Here is a 25193-nt window from a genome sequence, read left to right as displayed (position 1 = left end):
CCGTGACGCGTAGTGGCCATGGGCCCCACCCCGCAAGCCGTACGGGCGGGCGCAGTACCGTGGTCGGGTGGACAACAGGCAAGCAATCGGATCGTGGCTCTCCGGGCCGCGCGCGGCAGCCGAGGACATGGGCATCGACTTCGGGTACCGGGGCAAGCGGCTCGGTCTGCCCGAGGAGGGCCCGGGTTCCATCGCCCCGCTCGGCCGGCGCTTCGGCGCCCTCTTCATCGACTGGGCCCTCTGCATGCTGATCGCATACGGACTGTTCGCTCGCGGTGACCAGCAGGCGGCAGGGAACTGGGCGCTCGGCGTCTTCCTCGTGCTGAGTGTGCTCACCGTCGGCACCATCGGCTGCACGCCGGGCAAGCGGATCCTGGGCATCCGGGTGGTCGCCGAGGGCGGCGGCCGGCTCGGTACCGTGCGGGTGGTCGTCCGGAGCGTGCTGCTCTGCCTGGCGGTCCCGGCCCTGGTCTGGGACCGCGACGGCCGCGGGCTGCACGACCGGCTGGCCCGCGCCGTTCAGGTGCGGATCTGATCCGGGTGTGACGTAGCGGAGAACAACGAGAAGACGAAGAGGGCGGGTCCCCGAACCTGAGTGGTTCGGGGACCCGCCCTCTTCGTCTGGTTGCGTCCGTGCGGTGAAGGGTGTCAGCGCATCTTGCCGCGCGGCATCCGCATGCCCTTCGGCATCGGGCCCTTCGGCAGCGGCATGTTGCTCATCAGGTCGCCCATGGCCCGGAGCCGGTCGTTGGCCGCCGTCACCTGCGGGCCGGCAAGGACCCGCGGCAGCTTCAGCATCTTGGTGCGGACCTTCTTCAGCGGCACCTGGCCCTGGCTCTCGTCGTTGCCGACGATGATGTCGTGCACCGGTACGTCCACGACGATGCGGGCCATCCGCTTCTTCTCGGCCGCCAGCAGGGTCTTCACCCGGTTCGGGTTGCCCTCGCCGACCAGCACGATGCCGGCCTTGCCGACGGCGCGGTGGACGACGTCCTGGTTGCGGTTCATCGCGACCGCGGGCGTCGTGGTCCAGCCACGGCCCACCCGGTCCAGCACCGCCGCCGCAGCGCCGGGCTGTCCCTCCATCTGCCCGAAGGCCGCCCGCTCGGCACGTCGCCCGAAGACGATCGCCATCGCGAGGAGGGCCAGCACGAAGCCCAGGATGCCCAGGTAGATCGGGTGCTTGATCAAGAAGCCGATGGCGAGGAGGACACCGAAGGTGACGATTCCCACACCCGCGACGACAAGACCGATCTTCGGGTCGGTCCGCCGGGTCATCTTGTAGGTCAGGGCGATCTGCTTGAGCCGCCCCGCGTTCTCGGCGCTGTCCGCGCCGTCAGTGTTTGCCTGCCTCGCCATGTACTGAAGTTTACGTGGCCTACGACCGGTGGTCGGCCACGGCCTCCAGTACGTAGGCGGTCTCCACCCGGTCCTTGGCCCGGCGGCGGTCCTCCAGGACCGCCGTCCAGGCGTTACGGCGGGCGGTGCGCTGGCCACTGCTCAGCAGCAGCGACTCGACGGCGCGAAGAGCATTGGTGACTGACGGAATGGCGTTGGCGCGTACGGGCACGGCCTGCATCGTGGAAGTCCCCTCGGAACGGATGCGCGAAGTGGATCTGTTGCGGAAACGAATTGCGCGGCTGGACACGGGGAGCAGCGACGGCGGCAGGTATGCGAACCACTGCGCTGCGTGAATCCAGGGTCACTGCTCGGTGTTACCAGCGCATGACCGGTCGGTCAAACACCAATGAAACCTTGATACGGGCGTCGCGCACGTTGAGACGGCCCATACGCGTCCCCGACCTGCGGGGAGCGTATGGGCCGCGTCGATTCAGCCACTACCGCTCGGTAGCTTCTTGTGCTCGGTTTCACACGGTCAGGATCACACCGCGGGCGTCGGGGCGGCGGCGCCGCGACGCTCGATCGCCTGCTGGAAGAGGCGTCCGGCGCGGTACGAGGAACGGACCAGCGGTCCGGACATCACACCGGAGTAGCCGATCTCGTCGGCCTCCTCCTTGAGCTCCACGAACTCGTGCGGCTTCACCCAGCGCTCGACCGGGTGGTGGCGCACGGAAGGCCGCAGGTACTGGGTGATCGTGATGAGCTCGCACCCCGCGTCGTACAGGTCCTGGAGCGCCTCGCTCACCTCCTCGCGGGTCTCGCCCATGCCGAGGATGAGGTTGGACTTGGTCACCAGACCGGCCTCGCGGGCCCGCGTGATGACCTCGAGGGAGCGCTCGTAACGGAAGCCGGGGCGGATCCGCTTGAAGATCCGGGGCACCGTCTCGACGTTGTGCGCCAGCACCTCGGGGCGCGAGGAGAAGACCTCGGCGAGCTGTGCGGGCTCCGCGTTGAAGTCGGGGATCAGCAGCTCCACCTTGGTGGCGCCGGCCTCGCGTCCCGCCGTCAGCGCGTGGATCTGGCGCACGGTCTCCGCGTACAGCCAGGCGCCGCCGTCCTCGAGGTCGTCGCGGGCGACGCCGGTGATGGTGGCGTAGTTCAGGTCCATCGAGACGACGGACTCGCCGACGCGGCGGGGTTCGTCCCGGTCCAGCGCCTGCGGCTTGCCCGTGTCGATCTGACAGAAGTCACAGCGGCGGGTGCACTGGTCGCCACCGATGAGGAAGGTGGCCTCCCGGTCCTCCCAGCATTCGAAGATGTTGGGGCAGCCGGCCTCCTGGCACACCGTGTGCAGACCCTCGCTCTTCACGAGCTTCTGCAGCTGGTTGTACTCGGGGCCCATCTTCGCCCGGGTTTTGATCCACTCGGGCTTGCGCTCGATGGGGGTCTGGCTGTTCCGGACCTCCAGGCGCAACATCTTGCGCCCGTCGGGTGCGACAGCGGACACGTCCGGCTCCCTACGACTTCGATTCTTCGGCGAACACCAGGGTACGCCCGCTATTTGTACGGCCGGGGTGTGGCCCTCACCCCTGGGCAACCAGGGAGCGGACCGGGCCATTCCCGGGACGGCCGGGTCCGTGGGCAACGGTCGGGGGCTCAGCCCCCGGGCCCCCGCTCCTCACCTGCCGAAGGAGCCGGAGGCGGGCCGGGTCAGGCCGAGGCGCGGTCGATCTCGCGAGGGGCGAGCCGCGCGTTCTCCAGGACGTCCCGGAGGTGCTTCTCGGCGACCGGGAGCACTTCGGCGATGGTGATCTCGCGCCCCAGCTCGTACGAGAGGGACGTCACACCGGCGTCGCGGATGCCGCACGGCACGATCCGGTCGAACCAGGTGTTGTCCGGGTTCACATTCAGGGCGAAGCCGTGCATGGTCACGCCCTTGGCGACCCGGATGCCGATCGCCGCCAGCTTGCGGTCCTCGCGGCGCTGGCCGGCGTTGGACGGGGCGTACTCGGGGCCGTTCAGCCGCGGGTCGAACTCCTCGTCGTGCAGCCGCGGGTCGAAGTCGAGCGACAGGCCGCCGATGGCCGGACGCTCCTCGATCGGGTCGCCCAGGACCCAGACCCCGCTGCGGCCCTCGACCCGGCTGGTCTCCAGGCCGAACTCGGCAGCGGTGCGGATCAGCGCGTCCTCCAGGCGGCGGACATGTGCCACGACGTCCACCGGTCGCGGCAGCTTCTGGATCGGGTAGCCGACGAGCTGCCCGGGACCGTGCCAGGTGATCTTGCCGCCGCGGTCCACATCGATGACCGGAGTGCCGTCCAGCGGGCGCTCGCTGTCGATCGTGCGGCGTCCGGCCGTGTACACCGGCGGGTGCTCCAGCAGCAGGCAGGTGTCGGGAACCGTGTCCTCGAACCGGGCCGCGTGCACCTCGCGCTGCTTCTGCCAGGCTTCCTGGTAGTCGACGGCTTCCTCGCCGAATCCCAGCCGGACGAACCGAAGCTCACTCACGACAGATGCCTTCCTACTTACGGTGCCGGGAAGCCGGGGGGTGTCCCCGACGCCTGGTCACCATGCAGTGATTCGCGCCCCGTGCCACTGTACGACCGCCCCGGAAGCGAAGGGCCGGCAGGTTGTTCCCGTCAGCGCCGCCCTCAATCCTCACACGATCGGATGAATGTGAAGCCAACGAGGCTGCGACCGCCGTAGGTGCCGCTAAATTCGCGCCGTTCCATAAGGGCCGCCCGCGCGGCCCCGAAGGCAGGAGACCGTACAGCTGATGTCGGAACGACCTCCGCAGCGCACCCCCAACCGCCAGCTCGCCTCGCTCATCACCGAAGCGGGATTCTCGAACGCCGGTCTCGCACGGCGGGTCGACCAGCTCGGCCTGGAGCACGGCCTCGATCTGCGGTACGACAAAACCTCCGTGACCCGCTGGCTGAGGGGCCAGCAGCCGCGCGGGACCACCCCCGCCCTGATCGCCGAGGTCTTCACCCGGCGGCTCGGCCGCAGGCTCTCTGCGCAGGATCTGGGCCTCGACGCCTGCGCGCCCGTCTACGCCGGTCTGGAGTTCGCCGCGACGCCCGGCGAGGCGGTGGACATCGTCAGCGGGCTGTGGCGGAAGGACTCGGGCAGCCAGGCGGAGCTGCGGAAGATCGCCTTCACCCCGGCGGGGCTCGTGGTGCCCAGCCGGGACTGGCTGATCGGACGGGCCGACGAGTGGGTGGCCCGGGGAAACGGCGAGGCGGCTGCGCCCGGCGGTGGAGCCGGTGAGCACGGTGGGGGCGCGGGCGCCCGCGGGACGCAGGGGGCGCCCGTGGTCGGCGGGCCCCGCGGGCCGGCCGGGCTCAACGGAGCCCGCGGCGCCAAGGGTGCGCACGGATGGCACGGGGCGAACGGGCAGAACGGGGCCGTGACGTCCGGCGGCAGGCCCGGGACCCGCGGGCCCGCACCGGTCAGGCCCGCCGGGCCGCTCTCCTCGCCCGGGCCGTACCCCCCGCCCCTGGTCCACCTCGTGCCGCCGGCGCCCGGCGCCCCGAGCGTCCCCCGGCAGCGCCAGGCGGACCGCGGCTCCGGCCAGAAGGTCGGCAGCGGCGATGTCGCCGCCCTGCGCTCCGTCGGTGAACTCTTCCGCACCCTCGACCACACCTACGGTGGCGGCCACGCCCGTCAGGCACTCGTCCGCTATCTGGAGCACGAGGCCGAGCCGATGCTCCGCGGGACCTATGGGGAGGCCATCGGGCGGCAGCTCTTCTCGGCGGCCGCCGATCTGACCCGGCTGGCGGGCTGGACCTCGTACGACATCGCGGCGCACGGCCTCGCCCAGCGCTACTTCGTCCAGGCGCTGCGGCTCGCACAGGCCGCGGGGGACCGGGCGTACGGCAGTTATGTCCTGATCACCATGAGCCGGCAGGCGGTGTATCTCGGCCACGGCAGAGAGGCCGTGCAGCTGGCGCGCGTAGCCCAGCAGGGCATCGGCTCCTCGGCGCCGCCCGTCGTCATGGCCCTGCTGCACGCCGTCGAGGCGCGCGGGCACGGGGTGCTCGGAGAGGCCAGGACGTGCGCGGCCTCGCTGGCGCGGGCCGAGCACGCGCTGGAGACCGCCCGGCCCGGCGACGACGTGCCCTCGTGGGCGCGCTACTTCGACGAGGCGCAGCTCGCCGACGAGTTCGGGCACTGCCACCGCGATCTGCAGCAGTACCGGGCCGCCGCGCAGCACGCGGAGCGCTCGCTCCAGCTGCGCGCCCCCGTGTACGCCCGGAGCAGGCTGTTCTGCCGGGTGGTGCTGGCGTCCGCCCGGCTCGGGCTCGGTGAGCTCGACCAGGCGTGTCTGCTCGGCGCGGAGGCGGCCCACCAGGCGGCCGAGATGCGGTCGGTGAGGGCGACGGAGTACGTGAGGGAGTTCGAGCGCCGGCTCGAGCCGTACAAGGACGCGGCTGCGGTACGTGGGTACCGCGAGCGGGTCGCGGCCCTCGGGTGACCGCTTCGGGGTGACCGGGCAGCGCCGCCGGTACGGGCTGGTGCGGGAGCGGCGCAAGCCGCTCCCGCACCAGCCCGTACCGTGCGTTCTCAGGCCGCCTCGCGCAACCCGGCCACCGCATCGGTCGCGCGCCGGATGCCCAGGTCGTTCAGAACGGCGTGCGCGGCGCGGCGGCCCGAGAACAGGGCGCCCTGCACCGTGCTCGTGTCCCGGTGGTCGCCGCACACGTACAGCCCGGCGAGCAGCCGCACCGGGCGGCGCAGATCGTGCGGGGGCGGCATGGCGGGGACCGCCTCCGGATCGTGGTGGGCGTCCAGGAGCTCCCAGTCGTCCGTGGGCGTGCCGTAGAGCGTGGCGAGGTGGGTGCGGACCGACCGGTCGAGGTCCTGCGGCGGGGTGCCGAGCACGGTCGATGTGATCAGCGTGCGCCCGTCCGGCGCGCGGGACGGGTCGACCTCGCTCATCACGCAGGTGTGGGCGACCGGGCCCGACCGGTCGGCGTCCAGCAGCAGGGAGGCGCCGGCCGGCGGGGGAGCGGGGGCGGTGTGGTGCAGGACCGTCACCGGGTGGAAGGACGGCACCCGCAGGCCGGGCAGCAGCTCGGCGGCGGCGCCCGCACCGGTGGCCAGCAGCAGGGAACGGCAGCCCAGTTCGCCGTGCTCCTTGGTGCGGACCGACGTGATGTCGGCGCCGGTGACATGCACCCCGGTCCGTACGGTGCCGGGCGGCAGGGCCGCCGCCAGCAGTTCGGGCAGCGTGGCCGAACCGCCGGACGGTACGCACAGCCGGCCGCGCGCATAGCTGCGCAGGGCGAGATCCGCGCACCGGCTCGATGTGGTGAGTGCGGGGTCGCTCAGCAGCGAGGTGAGCAGCGGGCGCAGAAAGCCGTGGACGGTGCGGGACGGCAGACCGCGGGTGGACAGCGAGGCGTGCGCGGTCCGTTCCGGCCGGGCCAGGATGCGGGCGGCCGGGGTGGCGGCGAGCCGTGCCAGGGCCGCCCCGAGCCGGGCCTGGTCGATCGGCCCGCCCATCGGCGGACGGGGGGCGCTCGCAAGGGCGCGCGCCGCCTTGAGTGCGCCCCGCGCGCGCCGTGTGTTCCGTCCGCGCCGGACATCGCCCGTCCGGTACTGGCGGCCCTCGCTGTGGACGAGCACCCCCGGAGCGAAGTTCCGCAGCACGAGCCCTTCGAGACCGGGCGTCGTACCCAGTTCCGGATACGAGGTACTGAGAAGCGGGCCGATGTGGTCGAGCCGGAACCCGTCCACGTCCGCAGTGGTCATCCGGCCGCCGACCCGTGGGCCGGCCTCCAGGACACTGACGCTCACCCCCGCACTGATGAGTTGATGGGCGGCTGACAGGCCGGCGATCCCGGCCCCGATGATGACGACGTCCGCGTGGTGTGCCGTGCTGAGCACGTGCCCCTCCCCGAGTCGGCGCGACTGCTGGGAGGCTCTTGCCCCCAACAGGCCCCCGGAATGCCCGAGTTCGCCATGAGGCTAGGAGCGGTACGGTGCGGGCGCAGACGCGCGCGGCCCGGGGCACCGGTGCACGGGGTCGCACATCCGTGTGATTCGCCCGGATGGATTCAGCGCAGCGCCGCGCGAATGGCGGCGTCGATCCCGGGGAAGGCGAACGTGAACCCCGACTCCAGCAGCCGCTTGGGCAGCACCCGCTGACTGCCCAGCACATCCTCCGCGAAGTCCCCCAGGGCGATCCGGAGCGCGGGCGACGGGACCGTGAACAGCGTCGGGCGGCGCAGCACCCGCCCCATCGCGGCCGTCACCTCACCATTGGTCACGGGGTCGGGCCCCGTCAGATTCACCGGTCCCGACATCGACTGCGTGTCGAGGATGTGCCGCATGGCGGCGATGTGGTCGTGCAGCGCGATGAAGCTCCAGTACTGGTGCCCGTTGCCGAGCCGACCGCCGAGCCCCGCCCGGAACAACGGGAACAGCCGCCCCCAGGCACCGCCCGACCCGGCGACCACCAGCCCGGTGCGCGCGAACACCGTCCGTACGCCCGCCTCCTGCGCCGGGGCCGCGGCCGCCTCCCACTCCACGCAGACGGACGGCAGGAACCCCGTGCCGTGCGGCGCGCTCTCGTCGACCGAGCGGTCCCCGGTGTCGCCGTAGTAGCCGATCGCCGACCCGGCCAGCAGAACCTTCGGCGGCACGTCGAGAGAGACCACCGCCTCGGCGATCGCAGCCGTCCCCAGCACCCGGCTGTCCCGGATCTCCTTCTTGTACTTCTCCGTCCACCGGTGGTCGCCGACCCCGGCACCGGCGAGATGGACGACGGCGTCGCAGCCGACCAGGCCCGCCACGTCGACGTAACCCCGCTTCGGGTCCCATTCGACCTCGTCCCCGACACGCGCCGGGCGCCGGACCAGGCGTACGACCTCGTGTCCGTCGGCCCGCAGCGAGCGCACCAGCGCCGCTCCGATGAGCCCGGTGGATCCGGTGACAGCAATTCGGGAGTGCACCATGGCCCCATCCTGCCGCAGGGGCGGGTGAGGCGCCTCGCCTCCGACGGCTCCGGTCCTCGGCCCGGGCGCGGCGGATATGCAGTGACGGCACCGGAGGGGCCATGGCACAGTGACGCGCATGGCCGAACACCGCACCCACCCCGTCCGCCCCGCGCTTCTCAGCGACGACACCGCACTCGGCGAACTCGACCGGGCCACCTGGTCGACCCTGCACTCGGTTCAGTCGCGGCCGCAGCCGCCGTACGAGCCGTTCTTCAGCGACCGCAGCCGGCCCGAACACCTGCTCGTCGCCGAGGCGCAGGACGCGGCGGGCGAGGTGCGCATCGCCGGGTACATCAGGGTCGTCCTGCCGACTCCGCTGGCCTGCCACACCCATGTGCGCCAGATACAGGGCCTGGCGGTGGCCGACTGGGCACGTGGCCGCGGTGTCGCCAGGGGACTGCTGCGCGCCGCGCTCGCGGCGGCACGCGGCGAGGGCGCGAGCCGGATGACGCTGCGGGTGCTCGGGCACAATGCGCCCGCGCGTGCGCTGTACGAGTCGGAGGGGTTCGTCGTCGAGGGTGTACTGCCCGGTGAGTTCCTCCTCGCGGGACGGTACGTCGACGACGTGCTGATGGGCCGTTCGCTCACCTCGTGAGCAGGGATCCCGGGCGGCCCGGCACCGGACGGTGCGCAGCGCGGGCGGGGCGGGTCACGCGGTGCCGAACCGCTCCCAGAGCAGCGGGAACCGCTGCGCCAGAGCCGTGTCGTCCTCGAAGGCGAACGGGGTGCCCTCCGGCTCGGTGGGCTGCGGCGGAAGGCCGAGGTCGGGCGTGACGATGCCGGTGAGCTGCTCGTACGCCTCGTCGGCGGAGTAGCCGAGCTCCTCGGCGTCCCCGTCGACCTCCTCGTCGAAGTCGTCGAGGAGGTCGGCGAGGCTGTCCGGATCGTGCACCGCCCCCTCGAAGACCTCCCGGCCCTGGCCGATCAGCCAGCAGCGGAAGAAGTCGAAGGCGTCGTCGCTCGCGCCGCCGAGCAGCACGGCGGCGGCGCCCCACACGTCCCAGCGGTACGCGCGGTTGTAGCGCGCCTCGAAGTGCCGGGCGAAGTCCAGCACGGATTCGGGATCGAGCTGCACCAGCCGTTCGACGAGCAGGTCGGCATGGTCCTCGGGGTCGCCCTCGGCGGCCTCGCGGGTGTTGTCGATGATCTCCCAGAACTCCGTCTCGTCCATCACGGGACAAGCATCGGCCTTGACGGCAGGCGACGCACGCTCAGACACCGAAAAGAAGCCCTCAGCGATAAAGGTCGCTCAGCCGTTCGGCGGTAGCGCCGAACCGGCTCCGCAGAGCGGCCGGTTCGAGCACCTCCAACTCCGGCCCCAGGGCCAGCAGCTGGCTGTACGCGACATCCAGCGACTCGACCGGCAGGACGACCGTGCGCCATCCGTCGCCGTCGGGCGGGCCGGCGGCGTCCAGCGCCTCGAGGGCGGCCGCGCGGTCCACCACATGCGGCAACCGGCCCGCGCCCGCCTCCGACACCCTTGCCGTCACCTCGGTCCGCAGGATCGACCGGGCGAACTGCGCGGCCCGCTCGTCCCAGAACCCCGGCAGGTCGAAGTCCTCGTCCCGGACGAACCGTTCACCGGACACGGCCACCGCCGTGAACCGGTCGATCCGGTACACCCGGACGTCGGTTCCGGCGCGGGCGCAGAGGTACCAGACCCCGGCCTTGAGAACGAGCCCATACGGCTCCAGTACCCGCTCCGCCTCGCTGCCGGTCCCACCGCGCCGGTAGCGGGCCCGGACGATCCGGTCGTCCCAGACGGCCTCCGCGACGGCGGGCAGCAGATCGGGCGTCACGGGCTCCTGGTACCAGCCGGGGGCGTCCAGATGGAACCGCTGAGCCGCCGTGGCGGAGGCGTTCCGCAGCGAGGGGAGCAGCGCGGCGGACACCTTGAGCCGGGCAGCCGACGCGGCGTCCTCCAGCCCCATCTCGCGCAGCGCGGACGGCAGTCCGGAGAGGAAGAGCGCTTCGGCCTCGTTGCGGGCGAGCCCGGTGAGCCCGGTCCGGTACCCGCCCACCAGCCGGTACCCGCCGACCCGCCCCCGTTCCGCGTACACCGGAACGCCCGCCTCGGAGAGCGCCTGGGCGTCCCGGGCGACGGTCCGCTCGGACACCTCCAGCTCCTGGGCGAGCTCGGCGGCGGTCATGGCGGGCCGGGACTGGAGGAGCAGCACCATCTTGATGAGCCGGGCAGCACGCATGGGGCAAGTGTGCCGTGCCCCTCATCCCCCAACGCCTGCCCCAGCGGGCCTGCAAGGACGCCCCCGACCGCCGGGCCCGCTTGAAGACCAAGCCTGCCCGGCGATCGAGGGCGCAACGGCGGCCGGGCTCACCCGGCCGCCCTCACCTCACAGCCCGTACCGGTCCCGTGCCTCCTTGACCGCCGACGCGGGCACCTCGCCGCGCCGCGCCAGCTGGGCCAGCGCCGCGACCGCGACCGACTGGGCGTCGACACCGAAGTGACGGCGGGCCGCGTCACGGGTGTCGGACAGGCCGAACCCGTCCGTGCCGAGCGAGGACCAGTCCTGCTCCACCCACTGGCTGATCTGGTCCGGGACCTGACGCATCCAGTCGCTGACGGCGAGGACCGGGCCCGGCGCACCGGACAGGGCCTGCGTCACGTACGGCACCCGCTGCTCACCGCGGAGCAGCGCCTCGTCGCATTCCAGCGCCTCGCGGCGCAGCTCGCCCCAGGACGTGGCGGACCAGACGTCGGCCGTGACACCCCAGTCCGCGGCGAGCAGCTCCTGGGCCTCCAGGGCCCAGTGGATCGCCGTACCGGAGGCCAGCAGCTGCAGGCGAGGCGCGTCCGCCGAGGCGGGCGTGCCCTCCTTGAAGCGGTAGAGACCCTTGACGATGCCGTCCTCGACGCCCTCCGGCATCGCGGGCTGCGGCTTCGGCTCGTTGTAGACCGTCAGGTAGTAGAAGACGTTCTCGGCCTCGGGGCCGTACATCCTGCGCAGACCGTCCTTGACGATCACCGCGATCTCGTACGCGAACGCCGGGTCGTAGTTGAGCGACGCCGGGTTCGTGGCCGCGATCAGGTGCGAGTGGCCGTCCGCGTGCTGGAGGCCCTCACCCGTCAGCGTCGTACGGCCCGCCGTGGCGCCGACGATGAAGCCCTTGCCGAGCTGGTCGGCGAGCTGCCACATCTGGTCGCCGGTCCGCTGCCAGCCGAACATCGAGTAGAAGATGTAGAAGGGGATCATCGTCTCGCCGTGCGTCGCGTACGACGTCGACGCGGCGATGAAGTCGGCCATGGCCCCGGCCTCGGTGATCCCCTCGTTGAGGATCTGGCCGTCCTTGGCCTCCTTGTAGTACATCAGCTGGTCGCGGTCGACCGGCTCGTACGTCTGGCCCAGCGGCGAGTAGATGCCGGCCGACGGGAACAGCGACTCCATACCGAAGGTGCGGGCCTCGTCCGGGACGATCGGAACCCAGCGCCTGCCGGTCTCCTTGTCCCGCATCAGGTCCTTGACCAGGCGCACGAAGGCCATGGTGGTGGCCATCTCCTGCTTGCCGGACCCCTTCTTCAGCGCGGCGAACGCCCGCTCCTCGGGCTGCGGCAGCGCCACCGCGTGCACCCGGCGGGCCGGGGCGGGGCCGCCGAGGGCGGCGCGGCGCTCCTGGAGGTAGCGGACCTCGGGGGAGTCCGCGCCCGGGTGGCCGTAGGGCACCTGGCCGTCGGCGAAGGCGCTGTCCGGGATCGGGAGTCCGAGCAGCTCGCGCATGCCCTTGAACTCGTCGATCGACAGCTTCTTCATCTGGTGGTTGGCGTTCTTGGACTCGAAGCCCTTGCCGAGCGTGTAGCCCTTCACCGTCTGCGCGAGGATCACGGTCGGCGCGCCCTTGTGCTCGACGGCCGCCCGGTACGCCGCGTACACCTTGCGGGCCTCGTGGCCGCCGCGGGAGGTGTAGAAGCACTCGGCGATCTTCGCGTCGGTGAGCAGCTTCGCCATCTCGGCGAGCGCGGGCTCGGCGCCGAAGAAGTGCTCACGGATGTACGCGACGTCGCGGGTGGCGTACGTCTGGAACTGGGCGTCCGGTACCTGCCGCAGCCGGCGGACCAGCGCACCGGTGGTGTCCAGCTGGAACAGCTCGTCCCAGGCGCTGCCCCAGAGCGTCTTGATGACGTTCCAGCCGGCTCCGCGGAACGCGCCCTCCAGCTCCTGGACCACCCGGAAGTTGGCGCGGACCGGACCGTCGAGGCGCTGCAGGTTGCAGTTGATGACGAAGGTCAGGTTGTCGAGCTTCTCGCGCGCCGCGAGGGCGAGGGCCGCGGTCGACTCGGGCTCGTCCATCTCGCCGTCGCCCAGGAACGCCCAGACGTGCGAGTTCGACGTGTCCTTGATGCTGCGGTTGGCCAGATAGCGGTTGAAGCGCGCCTGGTAGATGGCCGAGAGCGGGCCGAGACCCATCGACACGGTGGGGAACTCCCACAGCCAGGGCAGCCGCCGCGGGTGCGGGTAGGACGGCAGACCGTCACCGCCCGCCTCCTGGCGGAAGTTGTCGAGCTGCTGCTCGCTGAGCCGGCCGTCGAGGAAGGCGCGGGCGTAGATGCCGGGGGAGGCGTGGCCCTGGATGTAGAGCTGGTCGCCGGAGCCGTCCCCCTCCTTGCCGCGGAAGAAGTGGTTGAAGCCGGTCTCGTACAGCCAGGCCGCCGAGGCGAAGGTCGCTATGTGGCCGCCCACGCCGAGCTTGGCGCCACGGGTGACCATCGCGGCCGCGTTCCAGCGGTTCCAGGCGGTGATCTTGGATTCCATCTCCAGGTCGCCGTCGAACGCGGGCTCGGCGGCGGTCGGGATGGAGTTGACGTAATCGGTCTCCAGCAGCTTGGGCAGCGCGAGACCGGCACCCTCGGCGTGCTGGAGCGAGCGGCGCATCAGGTACGCAGCGCGGTGCGGGCCCGCGGCCCTGGTGACGGCATCGAGGGAGGCCGCCCATTCAGCGGTCTCCTCCGGGTCACGGTCCGGGAGCTGATCGAGCTCGCTCGGAAGCTTTCCTACGGGGTCGGTCATGATCGCCGCCTTCCGGAGAGGAGGGGGGTGGAGAAAGGCCCTATCTGGCAGGACAGAGCGATGGGGCCGGTGGGCCCGCGAAGTGAACTGTAAATCGCTGATCGATGATCGATCAAAGGCTGGAGGGCAAAACTTCTCGATATGAAGAAATTGGCATCCGGTGCCCCGATTGGCGGCACGGAGTGACGCCGAAAATATGATCAAAACGGGCGGTCGGCTGCCCGGTCGAGCGCCTGTCCGCCCATCTGTGCGCCGGCCTCAGGCGCGCGGCGCACACCCCAGGACGTGCGCCTTCACCAGCACACCGATGTCCGGGTCCTTCCGCAGAAACGCGTCGATGAGCGCCTCGTGCTCCTCCGCGTACGACTTCTGCACCGTCCCCAGCCAGCGGATCGAGAGTGCCGTGAACACCTCGATGCCCAGCCCCTCCCAGGTGTGCAGCAGTACGGCGTTCCCGGCGGCCCGTACCAGCTCCCGGTGGAACGCCACCGTGTGCCGCACCTGTGCCTCGCCGTCGGCCAGCCGGTCGGCCTCGTACAGCGCCGCCACGTGCGGCGACAGTCGCGAGCAGTCCTCACCGAGCACCGGGGCCGCCAGCTCCGCCGCGATCTGCTCCAGGCCGGCCCGTACGGGGTACGACTCCTCCAGATCGGCCGCCGTCAGATTCCGTACCCGTACGCCCTTGTTGGGCGCCGACTCGATCAGCCGGAGGGTCTCCAGCTCACGCAGTGCCTCGCGCACGGGTGTCTGACTGACCTCCAGCTCGGTGGCGATCCGCCGCTCCACGATCCGCTCGCCCGGCTTCCAGCGCCCGCTGACGATCCCGTCCACGATGTGCTCGCGGATCTGTTCGCGCAGCGAGTGGACGACGGGCGGGGTCATGAGGGGCTCCTTCGGGGAAACCGACGCTGCCTGTCCGGTCGGCGTCGCAGCGGCGACCGGTGGTGTCTAGACAATACGGCGGCGCCCCCGACCGGAAGTGTTCCGGACGGGGGCGCCGCTGGTGAGGCTGGTTACAACGAGCCACGCTCCGCCTTACAGGCCGAGCTCCATCTCGAACTCGCCGGCCTCGAGGATCGCCTTGACCGCGGTCAGGTAGCGGGCGGCGTCCGCGCCGTCCACCAGCCGGTGGTCGTAGGAGAGCGAGAGGTACGTCATGTCGCGCACCGCGATCGTCTCGCCGAGGTCCGGGTGGTCGATGACCACCGGGCGGCGGACCGTGGCACCGATGCCCAGGATGGCGGCCTGGTTCGGAGGCACGATGACGGTGTCGAACAGCGCACCGCGCGAACCGGTGTTGCTGATGGTGAAGGTGGCACCGGACATGTCGTCCGGGGTCAGGCCGCCACCGCGGGCCTTGCCGGCCAGCTCGGCGGTCTTCTTCGCGATACCGGCGATGTTCAGGTCGCCCGCACCCTTGATGACCGGCGTCATCAGACCCTTCTCGGCGTCCACGGCGATGCCGATGTTCTCCGAGTCGAAGTACGTGATGGTGCCCTCGTCCTCGTTGATCCGGGCGTTGATGACCGGGTGGGCCTTCAGCGCCTGGGCCGCCGCCTTCACGAAGAACGGCATCGGGGACAGCTTGACGCCCTCACGGGCGGCGAAGCCGGCCTTCGCCTGGTTGCGCAGCTTCATCAGCTTGGTGATGTCGACCTCGAGGACCGAGGTCAGCTGGGCCTGCGAGTGCAGCGCCTTCATCATGTTGTCGCCGATGACCTTGCGCATGCGGGTCATCTTGACCGTCTGACCGCGCAGCGGGGACGCCTCCAGCTTCGGCGCCTTCGCGCCCGCCGGGGCAGCCGCGACGGGGGCCGGAGCAGCTGCGGCGGCCTTGGCGGCCTCGGCAGCGGCGACGACGTCCTGCTTGCGGATACGGCCACCGACGCCGGTGCCCTTGACCGCAGCGAGGTCGACACCGTTCTCGGCGGCGAGCTTGCGGACCAGCGGCGTGACGTACGCGCCGTCGTCACCGGCGGGCGCGGCCGGGGCGACCGGGGTGACCGGAGCCGGAGCTGCGACCGGAGCAGCGGCCACGGGCGCCGGAGCGGCGACCGGGGCGGCGGGCGCCACCGGGGCCGGAGCCGGAGCGGGGGCGGCCGGAGCGACCGGGGCGGGGGCGACCGGGGCCGGAGCGGCCACGGGGGCCGGGGCGGCCGGAGCCGGGGCGGCCACGGGGGCCGGAGCGGCCGGAGCCGGGGCAGCGCCCGCGGCACCGATGACGGCGAGCTTGGCGCCGACCTCGGCGGTCTCGTCCTCGGCGACCACGATCTCCAGCAGCACGCCGGAGACCGGGGCCGGGATCTCGGTGTCGACCTTGTCCGTGGAGACCTCGAGCAGCGGCTCGTCCTCCGTGACCTCCTCGCCGACCTCCTTCAGCCAGCGGGTGACGGTGCCCTCGGTGACGCTCTCGCCGAGCGCCGGAAGGGTGACGTCGGTACCGGCGGCGCCACCGGCCGGGGCGGCGGCCGCGGGGGCCGGGGCAGCGGCAGGGGCCTCGGCGACGGGGGCCGGAGCGGCAGCGGCAGGCGCGGCCACGGGCTCCGCGGCCGGGGCGGCGGCCGGGGCGGCTGCGCCCGTGCCGTCGTCGATGATGGCCAGCTCGGCGCCGACCTCGACGGTCTCGTCCTCGGCGACCTTGATGGACGCGAGGATGCCGGCCGCGGGGGCCGGGATCTCGGTGTCGACCTTGTCGGTCGAGACCTCGAGCAGCGGCTCGTCGGCCTCGACGCGCTCGCCCTCGGCCTTCAGCCAGCGGGTGACAGTTCCCTCGGTGACGCTCTCGCCGAGCGCCGGAAGGGTTACGGAAACCGACATGGTTTCAGTTGCTCCTAAGGATGTGGTCTCCCCGGGCTCGCGATCGGGCTTGTGAGCCCGGGGAAGTGCGGAAGTGTCGGTCGTCGCGCCCTGACCGGATCAGTCGTGGGAGTGCAGGGGCTTGCCGGCCAGAGCCAGGTGGGCCTCGCCGAGCGCCTCGTTCTGCGTCGGGTGCGCGTGGACGAGCTGCGCGACCTCGGCCGGCAGCGCCTCCCAGTTGTAGATCAGCTGGGCTTCGCCGACCTGCTCGCCCATACGGTCACCGACCATGTGGACGCCGACCACGGCACCGTCCTTGACCTGGACGAGCTTGATCTCGCCCGCGGTCTTGAGGATCTTGCTCTTGCCGTTGCCCGCGAGGTTGTACTTCAGAGCGACGACCTTGTCCGCGCCGTAGAGCTCCTTGGCCTTGGCCTCGGTGATGCCCACGGAGGCGACCTCGGGGTGGCAGTACGTCACCCGCGGGACACCGTCGTAGTCGATCGGAACGACCTTCTGGCCGGCCAGCCGCTCCGCCACCAGCATGCCCTCGGCGAAGCCGACGTGCGCGAGCTGGAGAGTCGGGGCCAGGTCGCCCACGGCCGAGATGGTCGGGACGTTGGTCTGCATGTACTCGTCGACGAGGACATAGCCGCGGTCCATCGCGACGCCGGCCTCCTCGTAGCCCAGACCCTGCGAGACCGGGCCGCGGCCGATAGCGACGAGCAGCACCTCCGCCTCGAAGGTCTTGCCGTCGGCGAGGGTGACCCGCACACCGTTCTCGGTGTACTCGGCCTTCTGGAAGAAGGTGCCGAGGTTGAACTTGATGCCGCGCTTGCGGAAAGCGCGCTCAAGAAGCTTCGAGCTGTTCTCGTCCTCGACCGGGACGAGGTGCTTCAGGCCCTCGACGATGGTGACGTCGGTGCCGAAGGACTTCCACGCCGAGGCGAACTCGACGCCGATGACGCCGCCGCCGAGCACGATCGCGGACTGCGGGACGCGGTCCAGCTTCAGCGCGTGGTCCGAGGAGATGATGCGGTTGCCGTCGATCTCCAGGCCCGGCAGCGACTTCGGCACGGAGCCGGTCGCCAGGAGCACGTGGCGGCCCTGGATGCGCTGGCCGTTCACGTCCACGGAGGTGGGGGAGGAGAGCCGTCCCTCGCCCTCGATGTACGTCACCTTGCGCGAGGCGATCAGACCCTGCAGGCCCTTGTACAGGCCGGTGATCACTTCGTCCTTGTACTTGTGGACGGCCTCGATGTCGATGCCCTCGAAGGTGGCCTTGACACCGAACTGGCCGGCCTCGCGTGCCTGGTCGGCGATCTCGCCGGCGTGCAGCAGCGCCTTCGTCGGGATGCAGCCGTTGTGCAGGCAGGTGCCGCCGACCTTGCCCTTCTCGATCAGAGCGACGTCCAGGCCCAGCTGCGCTCCGCGCAGGGCCGCGGCATAACCGCCGCTACCACCGCCGAGGATCACTAGGTCGAAAACGGTGCTGGCGTCGTTCGCCACGTCACGTCCTCCATGCATGTGCGCCGTACGCCGGGCCCCGTCGCTGGGGTGTGACCGGCCGGTCGGCTGGTGTTCGGCCGCTTTTGTTGTTCGGCCCTGTGGTGGGGGCCCTGTCCTGCCGAGAACCCATCTTCGCACTTGTTGACGGCGGGCGGGACGCGGGGCCCGGGTCCGGGACGGACGATCGTCCGTCCCGGCTGGTTACCAGTGCGTAGAGACATCCTGATTTCGTCCAGAGCGAAACCCGGGTGAGTCGGCGCAACGGTGCCGGCAGAAGAACACGTGCGGCCCCGGACATATGCCCGGGGCCGCACGCCGAACAGACTCAGCCGAGGTCTCCGGAGGCGGTGCGCTCCGCCAGCTTCACCAGCGTGCGGATCGCGGAGCCGGTGCCGCCCTTCGGCGTGTAGCCGAACGGGGCACCCTCGTGGAAGGCCGGGCCCGCGATGTCCAGGTGCGCCCAGGCGATGCCCTCGCCCACGAACTCCTTCAGGAACAGACCGGCCACAAGGCCGCCGCCCATCCGCTCGCCCATGTTGGCGATGTCGGCGGTCGGGGAGTCCATGCCCTTGCGCAGGTCGGCCGGGAGCGGCATCGGCCAGGAGGCCTCGCCGACCTCCTCGGCGATCTCGTGGATGGAGGTACGGAAGGAGTCGTCGTTCGCCATGATGCCGAACGTGCGGTGGCCCAGTGCCAGGACCATCGCGCCGGTCAGGGTCGCCACGTCGACGATCGCGTCCGGGTTCTCCTCGGAGGCCCGGGTGAGCGCGTCGGCGAGGACGAGCCGGCCCTCGGCGTCCGTGTTGAGGACCTCGACGGTCTTGCCGCTGTACATGTGCAGCACGTCGCCCGGACGGGTCGCGCTGCCGGACGGCATGTTCTCGGCGAGCGCCAGCCAGCCGGTGACGTTGACCTGGAGGCCCAGACGGGCGGCCGCGACGACGGCGGCGAACACGGCGGCGGCGCCGCTCATGTCGCACTTCATCGTCTCGTTGTGACCGGCCGGCTTCAGCGAGATGCCGCCCGAGTCGTAGGTGATGCCCTTGCCGACCAGGGCCAGGGTCTTCTCCGCCTTCGGGTGCGTGTAGGCGAGCTTCACCAGGCGGGGGCCGTGGGTGGAGCCCTGGCCGACGCCCAGCAGACCGCCGTAGCCGCCCTTGACGAGCGCCTTCTCGTCGAGGACCTGCACCTTGATGCCGTGCTCCTTGCCGGCGGCCGTGGCCACGGCGGCGAAGGACTCGGGGTACAGGTCGTTCGGCGGGGTGTTGATCAGGTCGCGGGCGCGGTTGATCTCCTCGACGAGCGCGACGGCGCGCTCGGCGGACGCCTTGAAGGCCTTGTCGCGCGGCTTGGTGCCGAGCAGGGCGACCTCGGCGAGCGGCAGCTTCGCGCCGTTGCCGTTCTGCTTGTTCTTCGGGGCGAGCTTGTTCTCGCCGCCCTGGTACGCGGTGAAGGCGTACGCGCCCAGGAGCGCGCCCTCGGCGACGGCCTCGGCGTCCTCGACCGAGACGATGGGCAGCGCGAAGCCGGCCTTCTTCGCACCGGTCAGCGCACGCGCGGCGGAGCCGGCGGCACGGCGCAGCGCCTCGCCGTCGAATGCCACGTCCTTCTCCGGGACCGGACCGAGTCCGACCGCGACGACGACCGGGACCTTGAGGCCGGCCGGCGCGGGCAGCTTGGTCACTTCGCCCTCGGCACCGGAGGCGCCCAGGGTCTCCAGGACGGTGGCGAGCTTTCCGTCGAACGCCTTGTCCACGGCCTCGGCACCCGGTGCGACGACCGGGCCCTTGGCTCCCTTGGCGACGCCGACGACGAGTGCGTCGGCGCGCAGCGTCGCCGCACCGGCAGTGCTGAGAGTGAGAGCAGTCACGGTGGTGAAATCTCGCTTCCGTTGAGTTCGTTGTCGGTCGAGGGGTGGGCCGACCGTGCCCGGCGCATCGTAGACGCGGCCGCAATGTGCCGGGAACGAGCCTACGCGCGCCTGCGCCGTCCGATCACGGCGGCGGGCCGTCTGCGGTCTGTTCGTGCGCACGGCCGCGTCTCCGGCCGGTCCGGACCGGGGGTGCGGTGCCGGAACCTGCCTTGTCCGCAGGGGCGGTTGGAGATGCACGGACGAGCAGGGCGCCCGGCGCGCGTATCGAGCCCGTCCGGTGGCGGAGGACGCAACGGCCGACGGCGGCCCCTCACCCCACGGCCAGCACTACCAGCGCCCCCGTCGCCGCCACTTCCGCGACCGCCCCGAACACATCCCCCGTCACCCCGCCGAACCTGCGCACGCAGTGCCGCAGCACCACCTGCGCGCCCACCAGCCCGCCCATCACCGCAAGCCCGTGGTGCAGGGCCCCGTACCCCCCGAACACCGCCCCCGCCCCCGCGCACGCGGCCACCACCAGCACGGCCGCACCCGCCGCCCACGGCACCGGAACCGTGCCCGCCACGGCAGCGCCCAGCCCCTCCGGCCGGGCCGGCGGCACGCCCTGACGGGACGCCAGCGTGAGCCCCAGCCGGGCGGTGACCCCGGCGACGACCGCGGCCACCGCGCCGTGCGTCCAGCCCTGCGCGTACAGCTGCTGGAGGACGGCGACCTGGGCCAGCAGCACGAACAGCAGGGTGATCACACCGAACGGCCCAATGTCCGACTGCTTCATGATGCGCAGCGCGTCCTCGGCCGGTCTGCCGCTGCCGAGGCCGTCCGCCGTGTCCGCGAGGCCGTCGAGATGCAGCCCCCGGGTGAGGACCGCGGGTACCGCGGCCGAGGCCACCGCGGCGAGCAGCGGCCCCGAGCCGGACAGCAGCAACAGCCCGCCGGCCACCGCCGCCGGCACCCCCGCCACCAGACCGGCGAGCGGGGCGCACAGCATCCCGGCGCGTGCCGCTTCGCGGTCCCAGCGGGTGACGCGGACGGGGAGCACGGTCAGGGTGCCGATGGCGAAACGTATGCCGTGGCTGTTCGGGGAGGTCACGGCGCGCAGGCTAATCGCTGCGCCCGGTCGATAGATTGGCCGAAACACTGCAGAACGCCACGAAAGCGGATTCATCGGGAGTGAGTGGCATGGGTCACTGGTTCGATCAGAACTTTGTCGAGCCGGGCAAGCTGCCCCTGCTCCTTGCGCTGGCCGCGTTCGTGCTGACCTTCGCCGTCACCCGCCTCATCACCCGGCTGATCCGTGCAGGGAAGGGGCCGTTCCGCAACATCACACCGGGCGGCCTGCACGTCCACCATGTGGTGCCGGGTGTGGTGCTGACCGTGATCGGCGGCTTCGGCGCGGTCTCCAGCGGGCGGCAGGGCTTTGCGGCGGGCCTCTGCGCGGTGATCTTCGGGGCGGGTGCGGGGCTGGTACTGGACGAGTTCGCCCTGATCCTCCATCTCGACGACGTGTACTGGACCGAGGAGGGCCGCCAGAGCGTCGAGGTCGTCGTCCTCACCGCGGCGCTGGTCCTGCTGATCCTCGCCGGCTTCTCGCCGCTCGGGGTCAACGAGCTGAGCAGCGATCAGCAGCAGGGCCGACTGGGCATCGTCCTGACGCTGGTGGTCAACTTCTGCTTCGTGCTGATCGCGCTGTTCAAGGGCAAGGCGCGGATGGCGGTGATCGGCGCCCTGGTGCCCTTCGTGGCCCTGTTCGGCGCGGTGCGGCTGGCCCGGCCGACGTCGATGTGGGCGAAGCGGTTCTACCGCAACCGGCACCGTGCCCGGTCCAGGGCCGTGCTGCGGGCGTACCACCACGACCGCCGCTGGGCCGGCCCGCGCCGCAGATTCCAGGACCTGATCGGCGGCGCACCGGACCGGACCCCGGTCCCGGTGCGCAAACCCTGATCGCGGCGGGCGTGCAGCCGGCGGCGCCGGTCGCACCGGACCGTGAAGCAGCACAGGGCCAGCACCGCGGCGATCGCGGCGAGATGTTCCTTTCCCGCCAGGTTGTTCTTGAAGAGCACCTCGACCGCCATCGCCACGATCACCAACGCCCCGGTCAGCCAGGCCCGGTAGGCATGGCACACGTAGACCGCGAGCCCGACCACCGCCGCCGACGGGCCGGTGTCGACGACCTGCGCGTCCGACACGGGCAGCCCCAACAGCCCGTCGGGGCCGATCGCGACGCCGATCCGTGCGTACAGCGTCCCGGCCAGCGTCGCGACGTACGCGATGAGCAGGGTGCGCCACCGGCCCAGACAGATCTCGGCGATCCCGAACACCACCAGCACCTGGGCCAGCGCACCCCACACGGGCAGATCCAGCGCGGGTACGAAAAGCGACAGCGGGGTACGCAGCAGGGCGGTCCACAGCGGATCCTCGGCCTGCACCGATCCGAGGTTCTGTACCGGCCCGAAACCCCACGGCTCGTTCTGCACGAGCTGGAGCAGCGCCGTCAGGCAGACCGCTCCCAGTGTCATCGGGACGGCCCGCAGCCGGGAGGCGGCGAGCGTGCCGCGTACGGCCGACAGCGGCGGCCCCCACTCGCGGCGGGCTGCCGTGCGCAGGGCGGTCACCGGTCTCATCTTCGGGTCCCCAGATGGGAGCGGTGCATCCACTTGGGCAGGCCGGGAGCCTCCAGGAACCCTTCGGCGCGGGCGGCGGCGATGCCGATGCGCAGCAGGTCGGAGCTCTTCTCGAAGAGCATGAAGCGCGGCTCCCAGATCGGCCGGTACTTGGCGTTGGCGCGGTAGAGCGACTCGATCTGCCACCAGCGCGAGAAGAAGCTGAGCAGCGAGCGCCACATCCTCAGCACCGGTCCGGCGCCGAGCCGCGATCCCCTCTCGAAGACCGACCGGAACATCGCGAAGTTCAGCGACACCTGAGTGATCCCGATTGCGTGGGCGCGCTGCAGGAGTTCGATGACCATGAACTCCATCAGGCCGTTCTCGGAGTTCCGGTCACGGCGCATCAGGTCCAGCGACAGACCGTTCGGACCCCAGGGCACGAAGCTCAGTACGGCGCGCAACTCGCCCTGGCCCGGGGCCTCGCCGCTGTCCCGGCACTCCAGCATCACGCACTGCCCGTCCGCCGGGTCGCCGAGCCGTCCGAGCGCCATCGAGAAGCCGCGCTCGGTCTCCCCGTCGCGCCAGTCGTCGGCACGACGCAGCAGTTCGGCCATCTCGCCGTCGGGGATGTCCGCGTGGCGGCGGACGGTCACCTCGTACCCGGCGCGCTTGACCCGGTTGTACGCCTGGCGGACGGTCCGCATCGCCCGCCCGTCGAGGGTGAACTCGGCCGTCTCCACGATCGCTTCGTCGCCGATCTCCAGGGCGTCGAGACCGTGCCGGGCGTAGACGGTGCCGCCCTCCTCGCTCACCCCCATCACCGCGGGGATCCAGCCGTGTTCGCGGGCCTCGGCCAGCCATGGCTCGATCGCGCCGGGCCAGGCCTCCGGGTCGCCGATCGGGTCACCGGAGGCGAGCGAGACCCCGCCGACCACCCGGTAGGCGACGGCGGCCTTCCCGGTCGGCGACCAGATGACGCTTTTCTCCCGGCGCAGCGCGAAGTAGCCGAGCGAGTCGCGGTCGCCGTTCTTGTCGAGCAGGGCGCGGAGCCGGTCCTCGTCCTCGGGGGTGATCGGGTCGACGGCCCGGCGGGAGCGGAAGGCCGCGTACACGACGGCGATGAGCAGCAGGGTGGAGAGGATGTTGATGACGACATTGACCCGGCCGGGCACGGTGATGCCGGGGAAGCGGGAGTTGTCGGCGGCGACCGAGACCAGCCGCAGCGCGCCATAGCGCCAGCGGTCGAGGAAGGTCGAGCGGTACGCGTCGTGCGCGGTGTTGGTGACGGTGACGAGCGCGGTGGCGATCAGCGAGGTGATCAGCAGCCCGCCGACCGCGACCGCGGCCGCCAGCTTCGGATTGGACCGGTCTCCCTTGGCGTAGAACTCCCGCCGGCCCAGGATCAGGGCCAGCACGAACATCGCGGTGAGGACCAGGGAGATCCAGTTCTGCGGATACTGCCGGACCTCGGGGAAGGCGATCACGAAGGCGAAGAGCAGGAGCAGCAGGCCGCTCAGCACCATGTTCACGATCCAGGCGGCCCGCTTGCGTCGGCGCATGGTGACGGCCAGGAAGAGGGCGACCACCCCGGAGGAGAAGCCCGCGGTGAGCAGATAGGGCGTGAAGTAGTTCTCGGTGTTGTGCCGGCGGAGGTCCTGGCCGAGCGTGACCCAGACGGCGCTCAGGAAATTGATGAACGACACGACGCGCAGGTACCAGATGGCGAATGCCGCGCCGCGTCGTGAGCGGACGGTGCTCCGCCGGGCACCCCCACCGGCCAATCGGACCTCTCCCATGAAACGCGATCATATGGGGCATCACGCGTCATGGCGGGTCGCGCTGCGGCCGGTGTCCGATGCCGGCGGCCGCAGCGCGACCGGGGTCGTCAGTCGCCGTCCGGGCCGCCGTCCGCTCCGGTCGTCCGCGCACCGGAACCGGCACCCTCGCCGTCCTGTCCGTCGCCGTCCTCCCCGTCCTTCTCCGCGCCCTCATCGGCGTCGGCCGGTGCGCGCTCGGGCAGTTCCGCGGCCAGCGCGGCCGCGGCCTGCACCAGCGGAAGGGCCAGCAGCGCCCCGCTTCCCTCGCCCACCACGACGCCCTGGTCGAGCAGCGGGTTGAGCGCCATCCGGTCCAGCGCCTTCGTCTGCGCCGGCTCGCCGCTCACCTGGCCCGCCAGCCACCAGTCCGGGGCGCGGAAAGCGGCCCGCTGCGCGACCAGCGCACACGCCGAGGAGACCACGCCGTCCAGGATCACCGGCAGCCTGCGCACCGCGCACTGCAGCAGGAACCCGGTCATCGCCGCCAGGTCCGCACCGCCGGCCGTCGCCAGCAGCTGCAGCTGGTCACCGAGGACCGGCCGGGCGCGCCGCAGCGCGTCCCGGATCGCCGCGCACTTGCGCATCCAGGCGAGGTCGTCGATGCCCGCGCCGCCGCGCCCGGTGACCACCGAGGCGTCCGTGCCGCACAGCGCCGCGATCAGCGCGGACGCCGCCGTGGTACCGCCGACGCTCAGATCGCCGAGCACGACCAGATCGGTGCCCGAGTCGGCCTCCTCGTCGGCGATCGCGATCCCGAGACGTACCGCCTGCTCGGCCTCCTCGGCCGTCGTCGCGTCCTCGATGTCGATCCGGCCGCTGCCGCGGCGCACCCGGTGGCGTACGACCGGCTCGGGCAGCAGCTCCGGCTCGCAGTCCAGGGAGACGTCGATGACCCGGACCGGTACGGAGAAGCGGCGGGCCAGCACGGCGAGCGGGCTCGCGCCGTCCAGCGTCGCCCGCACCAGCTCGTGCGCGGTCCCCGCGGCACGGCCCGAGACATCCAGCCCGGCCACCCCGTGATCACCGGCGAAGAGCACCACGCGCGGCCGCTCGATCGGCTTGACCGGTACGGACTGCTGAGCGGCCGAGAGCCATTCGCCGAGCTCGTCGAGGCGGCCGAGGGCGCCCGGAGGCACGCTCAGCCGCTCCCGGCGTTCCTCGGCGTCACGCCGTACGCCGCCGTCGGGGCGTTCGATCAGGTCGGAGAAGTCGTCCAGATTCACGGGGGT

General features: G+C 71.7%; 20 protein-coding genes and 1 pseudogene. 4 read left to right on the top strand and 17 right to left on the bottom strand.

The window, feature by feature from the left end; translation table 11 throughout:
- Window positions 1-67 precede the first annotated feature (67 nt).
- Complete coding sequence (locus LRD69_RS07715) at window positions 68-535, top strand: RDD family protein (protein WP_277325812.1); 468 nt, start codon at window positions 68-70, stop codon at window positions 533-535.
- 113 nt (window positions 536-648) lie between these two features.
- Here the strand turns inward: LRD69_RS07715 and LRD69_RS07710 are convergent, their stop codons facing one another.
- From LRD69_RS07710 to lipB, 4 genes are all read right to left on the bottom strand, one after another.
- Window positions 649-1359, bottom strand: coding sequence for a DUF4191 domain-containing protein (locus tag LRD69_RS07710; RefSeq protein WP_277325811.1), 711 nt, complete (start codon window positions 1357-1359; stop codon window positions 649-651).
- A 19-nt stretch (window positions 1360-1378) separates the two neighbouring features.
- Window positions 1379-1579: a hypothetical protein gene (locus tag LRD69_RS07705; RefSeq protein WP_277325810.1), complete on the bottom strand. Its 201-nt coding sequence runs from the start codon at window positions 1577-1579 to the stop codon at window positions 1379-1381.
- 303 nt (window positions 1580-1882) lie between these two features.
- Window positions 1883-2848, bottom strand: a complete 966-nt coding sequence (gene lipA, locus LRD69_RS07700; RefSeq protein WP_277325809.1) for a lipoyl synthase — start codon at window positions 2846-2848, stop codon at window positions 1883-1885.
- 203 nt (window positions 2849-3051) lie between these two features.
- Complete coding sequence (gene lipB / locus LRD69_RS07695; protein ID WP_277325808.1) at window positions 3052-3849, bottom strand: lipoyl(octanoyl) transferase LipB; 798 nt, start codon at window positions 3847-3849, stop codon at window positions 3052-3054.
- A gap of 268 nt (window positions 3850-4117) precedes the next feature.
- Between lipB and LRD69_RS07690 the strand changes: the two genes are divergently transcribed.
- Window positions 4118-5818: a regulator gene (locus tag LRD69_RS07690; protein ID WP_277325807.1), complete on the top strand. Its 1701-nt coding sequence runs from the start codon at window positions 4118-4120 to the stop codon at window positions 5816-5818.
- An 89-nt stretch (window positions 5819-5907) separates the two neighbouring features.
- On the opposite strand, the gene LRD69_RS07685 is transcribed toward LRD69_RS07690, so the two are convergent.
- Both LRD69_RS07685 and LRD69_RS07680 read right to left on the bottom strand, forming a co-directional pair.
- Window positions 5908-7233, bottom strand: a complete 1326-nt coding sequence (locus LRD69_RS07685; RefSeq protein ID WP_277325806.1) for an NAD(P)/FAD-dependent oxidoreductase — start codon at window positions 7231-7233, stop codon at window positions 5908-5910.
- A 170-nt stretch (window positions 7234-7403) separates the two neighbouring features.
- Window positions 7404-8303, bottom strand: a complete 900-nt coding sequence (locus tag LRD69_RS07680) for a TIGR01777 family oxidoreductase (RefSeq protein ID WP_277325805.1) — start codon at window positions 8301-8303, stop codon at window positions 7404-7406.
- Between the two features lie 118 nt (window positions 8304-8421).
- On the opposite strand from LRD69_RS07680, the gene LRD69_RS07675 reads away from it, so the two are divergent.
- Window positions 8422-8940 carry a GNAT family N-acetyltransferase gene (locus LRD69_RS07675; protein WP_277325804.1) on the top strand — a complete coding sequence of 173 codons (519 nt, stop codon included), beginning with the start codon at window positions 8422-8424 and terminating at the stop codon, window positions 8938-8940.
- A 54-nt stretch (window positions 8941-8994) separates the two neighbouring features.
- On the opposite strand, the gene LRD69_RS07670 is transcribed toward LRD69_RS07675, so the two are convergent.
- From LRD69_RS07670 to LRD69_RS07635, 8 genes are all read right to left on the bottom strand, one after another.
- On the bottom strand, window positions 8995-9516 hold the full coding sequence (locus LRD69_RS07670) for a DUF4240 domain-containing protein (protein WP_277329657.1): 522 nt from the start codon (window positions 9514-9516) through the stop codon (window positions 8995-8997).
- 61 nt (window positions 9517-9577) lie between these two features.
- Window positions 9578-10549 carry a WYL domain-containing protein gene (locus tag LRD69_RS07665; protein WP_277325803.1) on the bottom strand — a complete coding sequence of 324 codons (972 nt, stop codon included), beginning with the start codon at window positions 10547-10549 and terminating at the stop codon, window positions 9578-9580.
- 147 nt (window positions 10550-10696) lie between these two features.
- Window positions 10697-13366 (bottom strand): pyruvate dehydrogenase (acetyl-transferring), homodimeric type, encoded by a 2670-nt coding sequence (gene aceE / locus LRD69_RS07660; RefSeq protein WP_277325802.1) that lies wholly within the window; start codon window positions 13364-13366, stop codon window positions 10697-10699.
- 258 nt (window positions 13367-13624) lie between these two features.
- On the bottom strand, window positions 13625-14248 hold the full coding sequence (locus tag LRD69_RS07655; protein WP_277325801.1) for a GntR family transcriptional regulator: 624 nt from the start codon (window positions 14246-14248) through the stop codon (window positions 13625-13627).
- Between the two features lie 153 nt (window positions 14249-14401).
- Window positions 14402-16183: a 2-oxoglutarate dehydrogenase, E2 component, dihydrolipoamide succinyltransferase gene (gene sucB, locus LRD69_RS07650; RefSeq protein ID WP_277325800.1), complete on the bottom strand. Its 1782-nt coding sequence runs from the start codon at window positions 16181-16183 to the stop codon at window positions 14402-14404.
- 99 nt (window positions 16184-16282) lie between these two features.
- A complete protein-coding gene (lpdA, locus tag LRD69_RS07645) occupies window positions 16283-17671 on the bottom strand; it encodes a dihydrolipoyl dehydrogenase (protein WP_267005538.1) in 1389 nt (462 codons plus the stop codon).
- Window positions 17672-17996: 325 nt separating this feature from the next.
- The gene (locus LRD69_RS07640) at window positions 17997-19541 is read right to left on the bottom strand and encodes a leucyl aminopeptidase (RefSeq protein ID WP_277325799.1); all 1545 of its coding nucleotides are present in this window, start codon (window positions 19539-19541) and stop codon (window positions 17997-17999) included.
- A gap of 313 nt (window positions 19542-19854) precedes the next feature.
- Window positions 19855-20634, bottom strand: a complete 780-nt coding sequence (locus LRD69_RS07635; protein WP_277325798.1) for an adenosylcobinamide-GDP ribazoletransferase — start codon at window positions 20632-20634, stop codon at window positions 19855-19857.
- 89 nt (window positions 20635-20723) lie between these two features.
- Between LRD69_RS07635 and LRD69_RS07630 the strand changes: the two genes are divergently transcribed.
- Complete coding sequence (locus tag LRD69_RS07630) at window positions 20724-21485, top strand: hypothetical protein (protein ID WP_277325797.1); 762 nt, start codon at window positions 20724-20726, stop codon at window positions 21483-21485.
- Here the strand turns inward: LRD69_RS07630 and LRD69_RS07625 are convergent.
- The 3 genes and pseudogenes from LRD69_RS07625 to cobT all read right to left on the bottom strand — a co-directional run.
- Window positions 21431-22165 (bottom strand): annotated as a pseudogene (locus tag LRD69_RS07625) (hypothetical protein); the annotation flags it as partial. The gene LRD69_RS07630 and the pseudogene LRD69_RS07625 sit on opposite strands and share 55 nt — an antisense overlap.
- Window positions 22162-23943 carry a phosphatidylglycerol lysyltransferase domain-containing protein gene (locus LRD69_RS07620; protein WP_277325796.1) on the bottom strand — a complete coding sequence of 594 codons (1782 nt, stop codon included), beginning with the start codon at window positions 23941-23943 and terminating at the stop codon, window positions 22162-22164. The gene LRD69_RS07620 and the pseudogene LRD69_RS07625, both read right to left, overlap by 4 nt.
- Before the next feature lie 89 nt (window positions 23944-24032).
- The gene (gene cobT / locus LRD69_RS07615; RefSeq protein WP_277325795.1) at window positions 24033-25187 is read right to left on the bottom strand and encodes a nicotinate-nucleotide--dimethylbenzimidazole phosphoribosyltransferase; all 1155 of its coding nucleotides are present in this window, start codon (window positions 25185-25187) and stop codon (window positions 24033-24035) included.
- Between the last annotated feature and the right edge of the window lie 6 nt (window positions 25188-25193).

Origin of the sequence: Streptomyces sp. JH14 (genome assembly GCF_029428675.1) — a bacterium.
GTDB lineage: Bacteria > Actinomycetota > Actinomycetes > Streptomycetales > Streptomycetaceae > Streptomyces.
This window is presented reverse-complemented; position numbering and strand designations above follow the sequence as displayed.

What these genes read in the sequence shown, in the direction of transcription:
- LRD69_RS07675 (WP_277325804.1), top strand. Translation starts at nt 8,422, where the DNA reads ATGGCCGAACACCGCACCCACCCCGTCCGCCCCGCGCTTCTCAGCGAC.
- LRD69_RS07705 (WP_277325810.1), bottom strand. Translation starts at nt 1,579, where the DNA reads ATGCAGGCCGTGCCCGTACGCGCCAACGCCATTCCGTCAGTCACCAAT.
- LRD69_RS07690 (WP_277325807.1), top strand. Translation starts at nt 4,118, where the DNA reads ATGTCGGAACGACCTCCGCAGCGCACCCCCAACCGCCAGCTCGCCTCG.
- LRD69_RS07710 (WP_277325811.1), bottom strand. Translation starts at nt 1,359, where the DNA reads ATGGCGAGGCAGGCAAACACTGACGGCGCGGACAGCGCCGAGAACGCG.
- LRD69_RS07630 (WP_277325797.1), top strand. Translation starts at nt 20,724, where the DNA reads ATGGGTCACTGGTTCGATCAGAACTTTGTCGAGCCGGGCAAGCTGCCC.
- aceE (WP_277325802.1), bottom strand. Translation starts at nt 13,366, where the DNA reads ATGACCGACCCCGTAGGAAAGCTTCCGAGCGAGCTCGATCAGCTCCCG.
- LRD69_RS07665 (WP_277325803.1), bottom strand. Translation starts at nt 10,549, where the DNA reads ATGCGTGCTGCCCGGCTCATCAAGATGGTGCTGCTCCTCCAGTCCCGG.
- sucB (WP_277325800.1), bottom strand. Translation starts at nt 16,183, where the DNA reads ATGTCGGTTTCCGTAACCCTTCCGGCGCTCGGCGAGAGCGTCACCGAG.
- LRD69_RS07680 (WP_277325805.1), bottom strand. Translation starts at nt 8,303, where the DNA reads ATGGTGCACTCCCGAATTGCTGTCACCGGATCCACCGGGCTCATCGGA.
- LRD69_RS07670 (WP_277329657.1), bottom strand. Translation starts at nt 9,516, where the DNA reads ATGGACGAGACGGAGTTCTGGGAGATCATCGACAACACCCGCGAGGCC.
- LRD69_RS07655 (WP_277325801.1), bottom strand. Translation starts at nt 14,248, where the DNA reads ATGACCCCGCCCGTCGTCCACTCGCTGCGCGAACAGATCCGCGAGCAC.
- LRD69_RS07620 (WP_277325796.1), bottom strand. Translation starts at nt 23,943, where the DNA reads ATGGGAGAGGTCCGATTGGCCGGTGGGGGTGCCCGGCGGAGCACCGTC.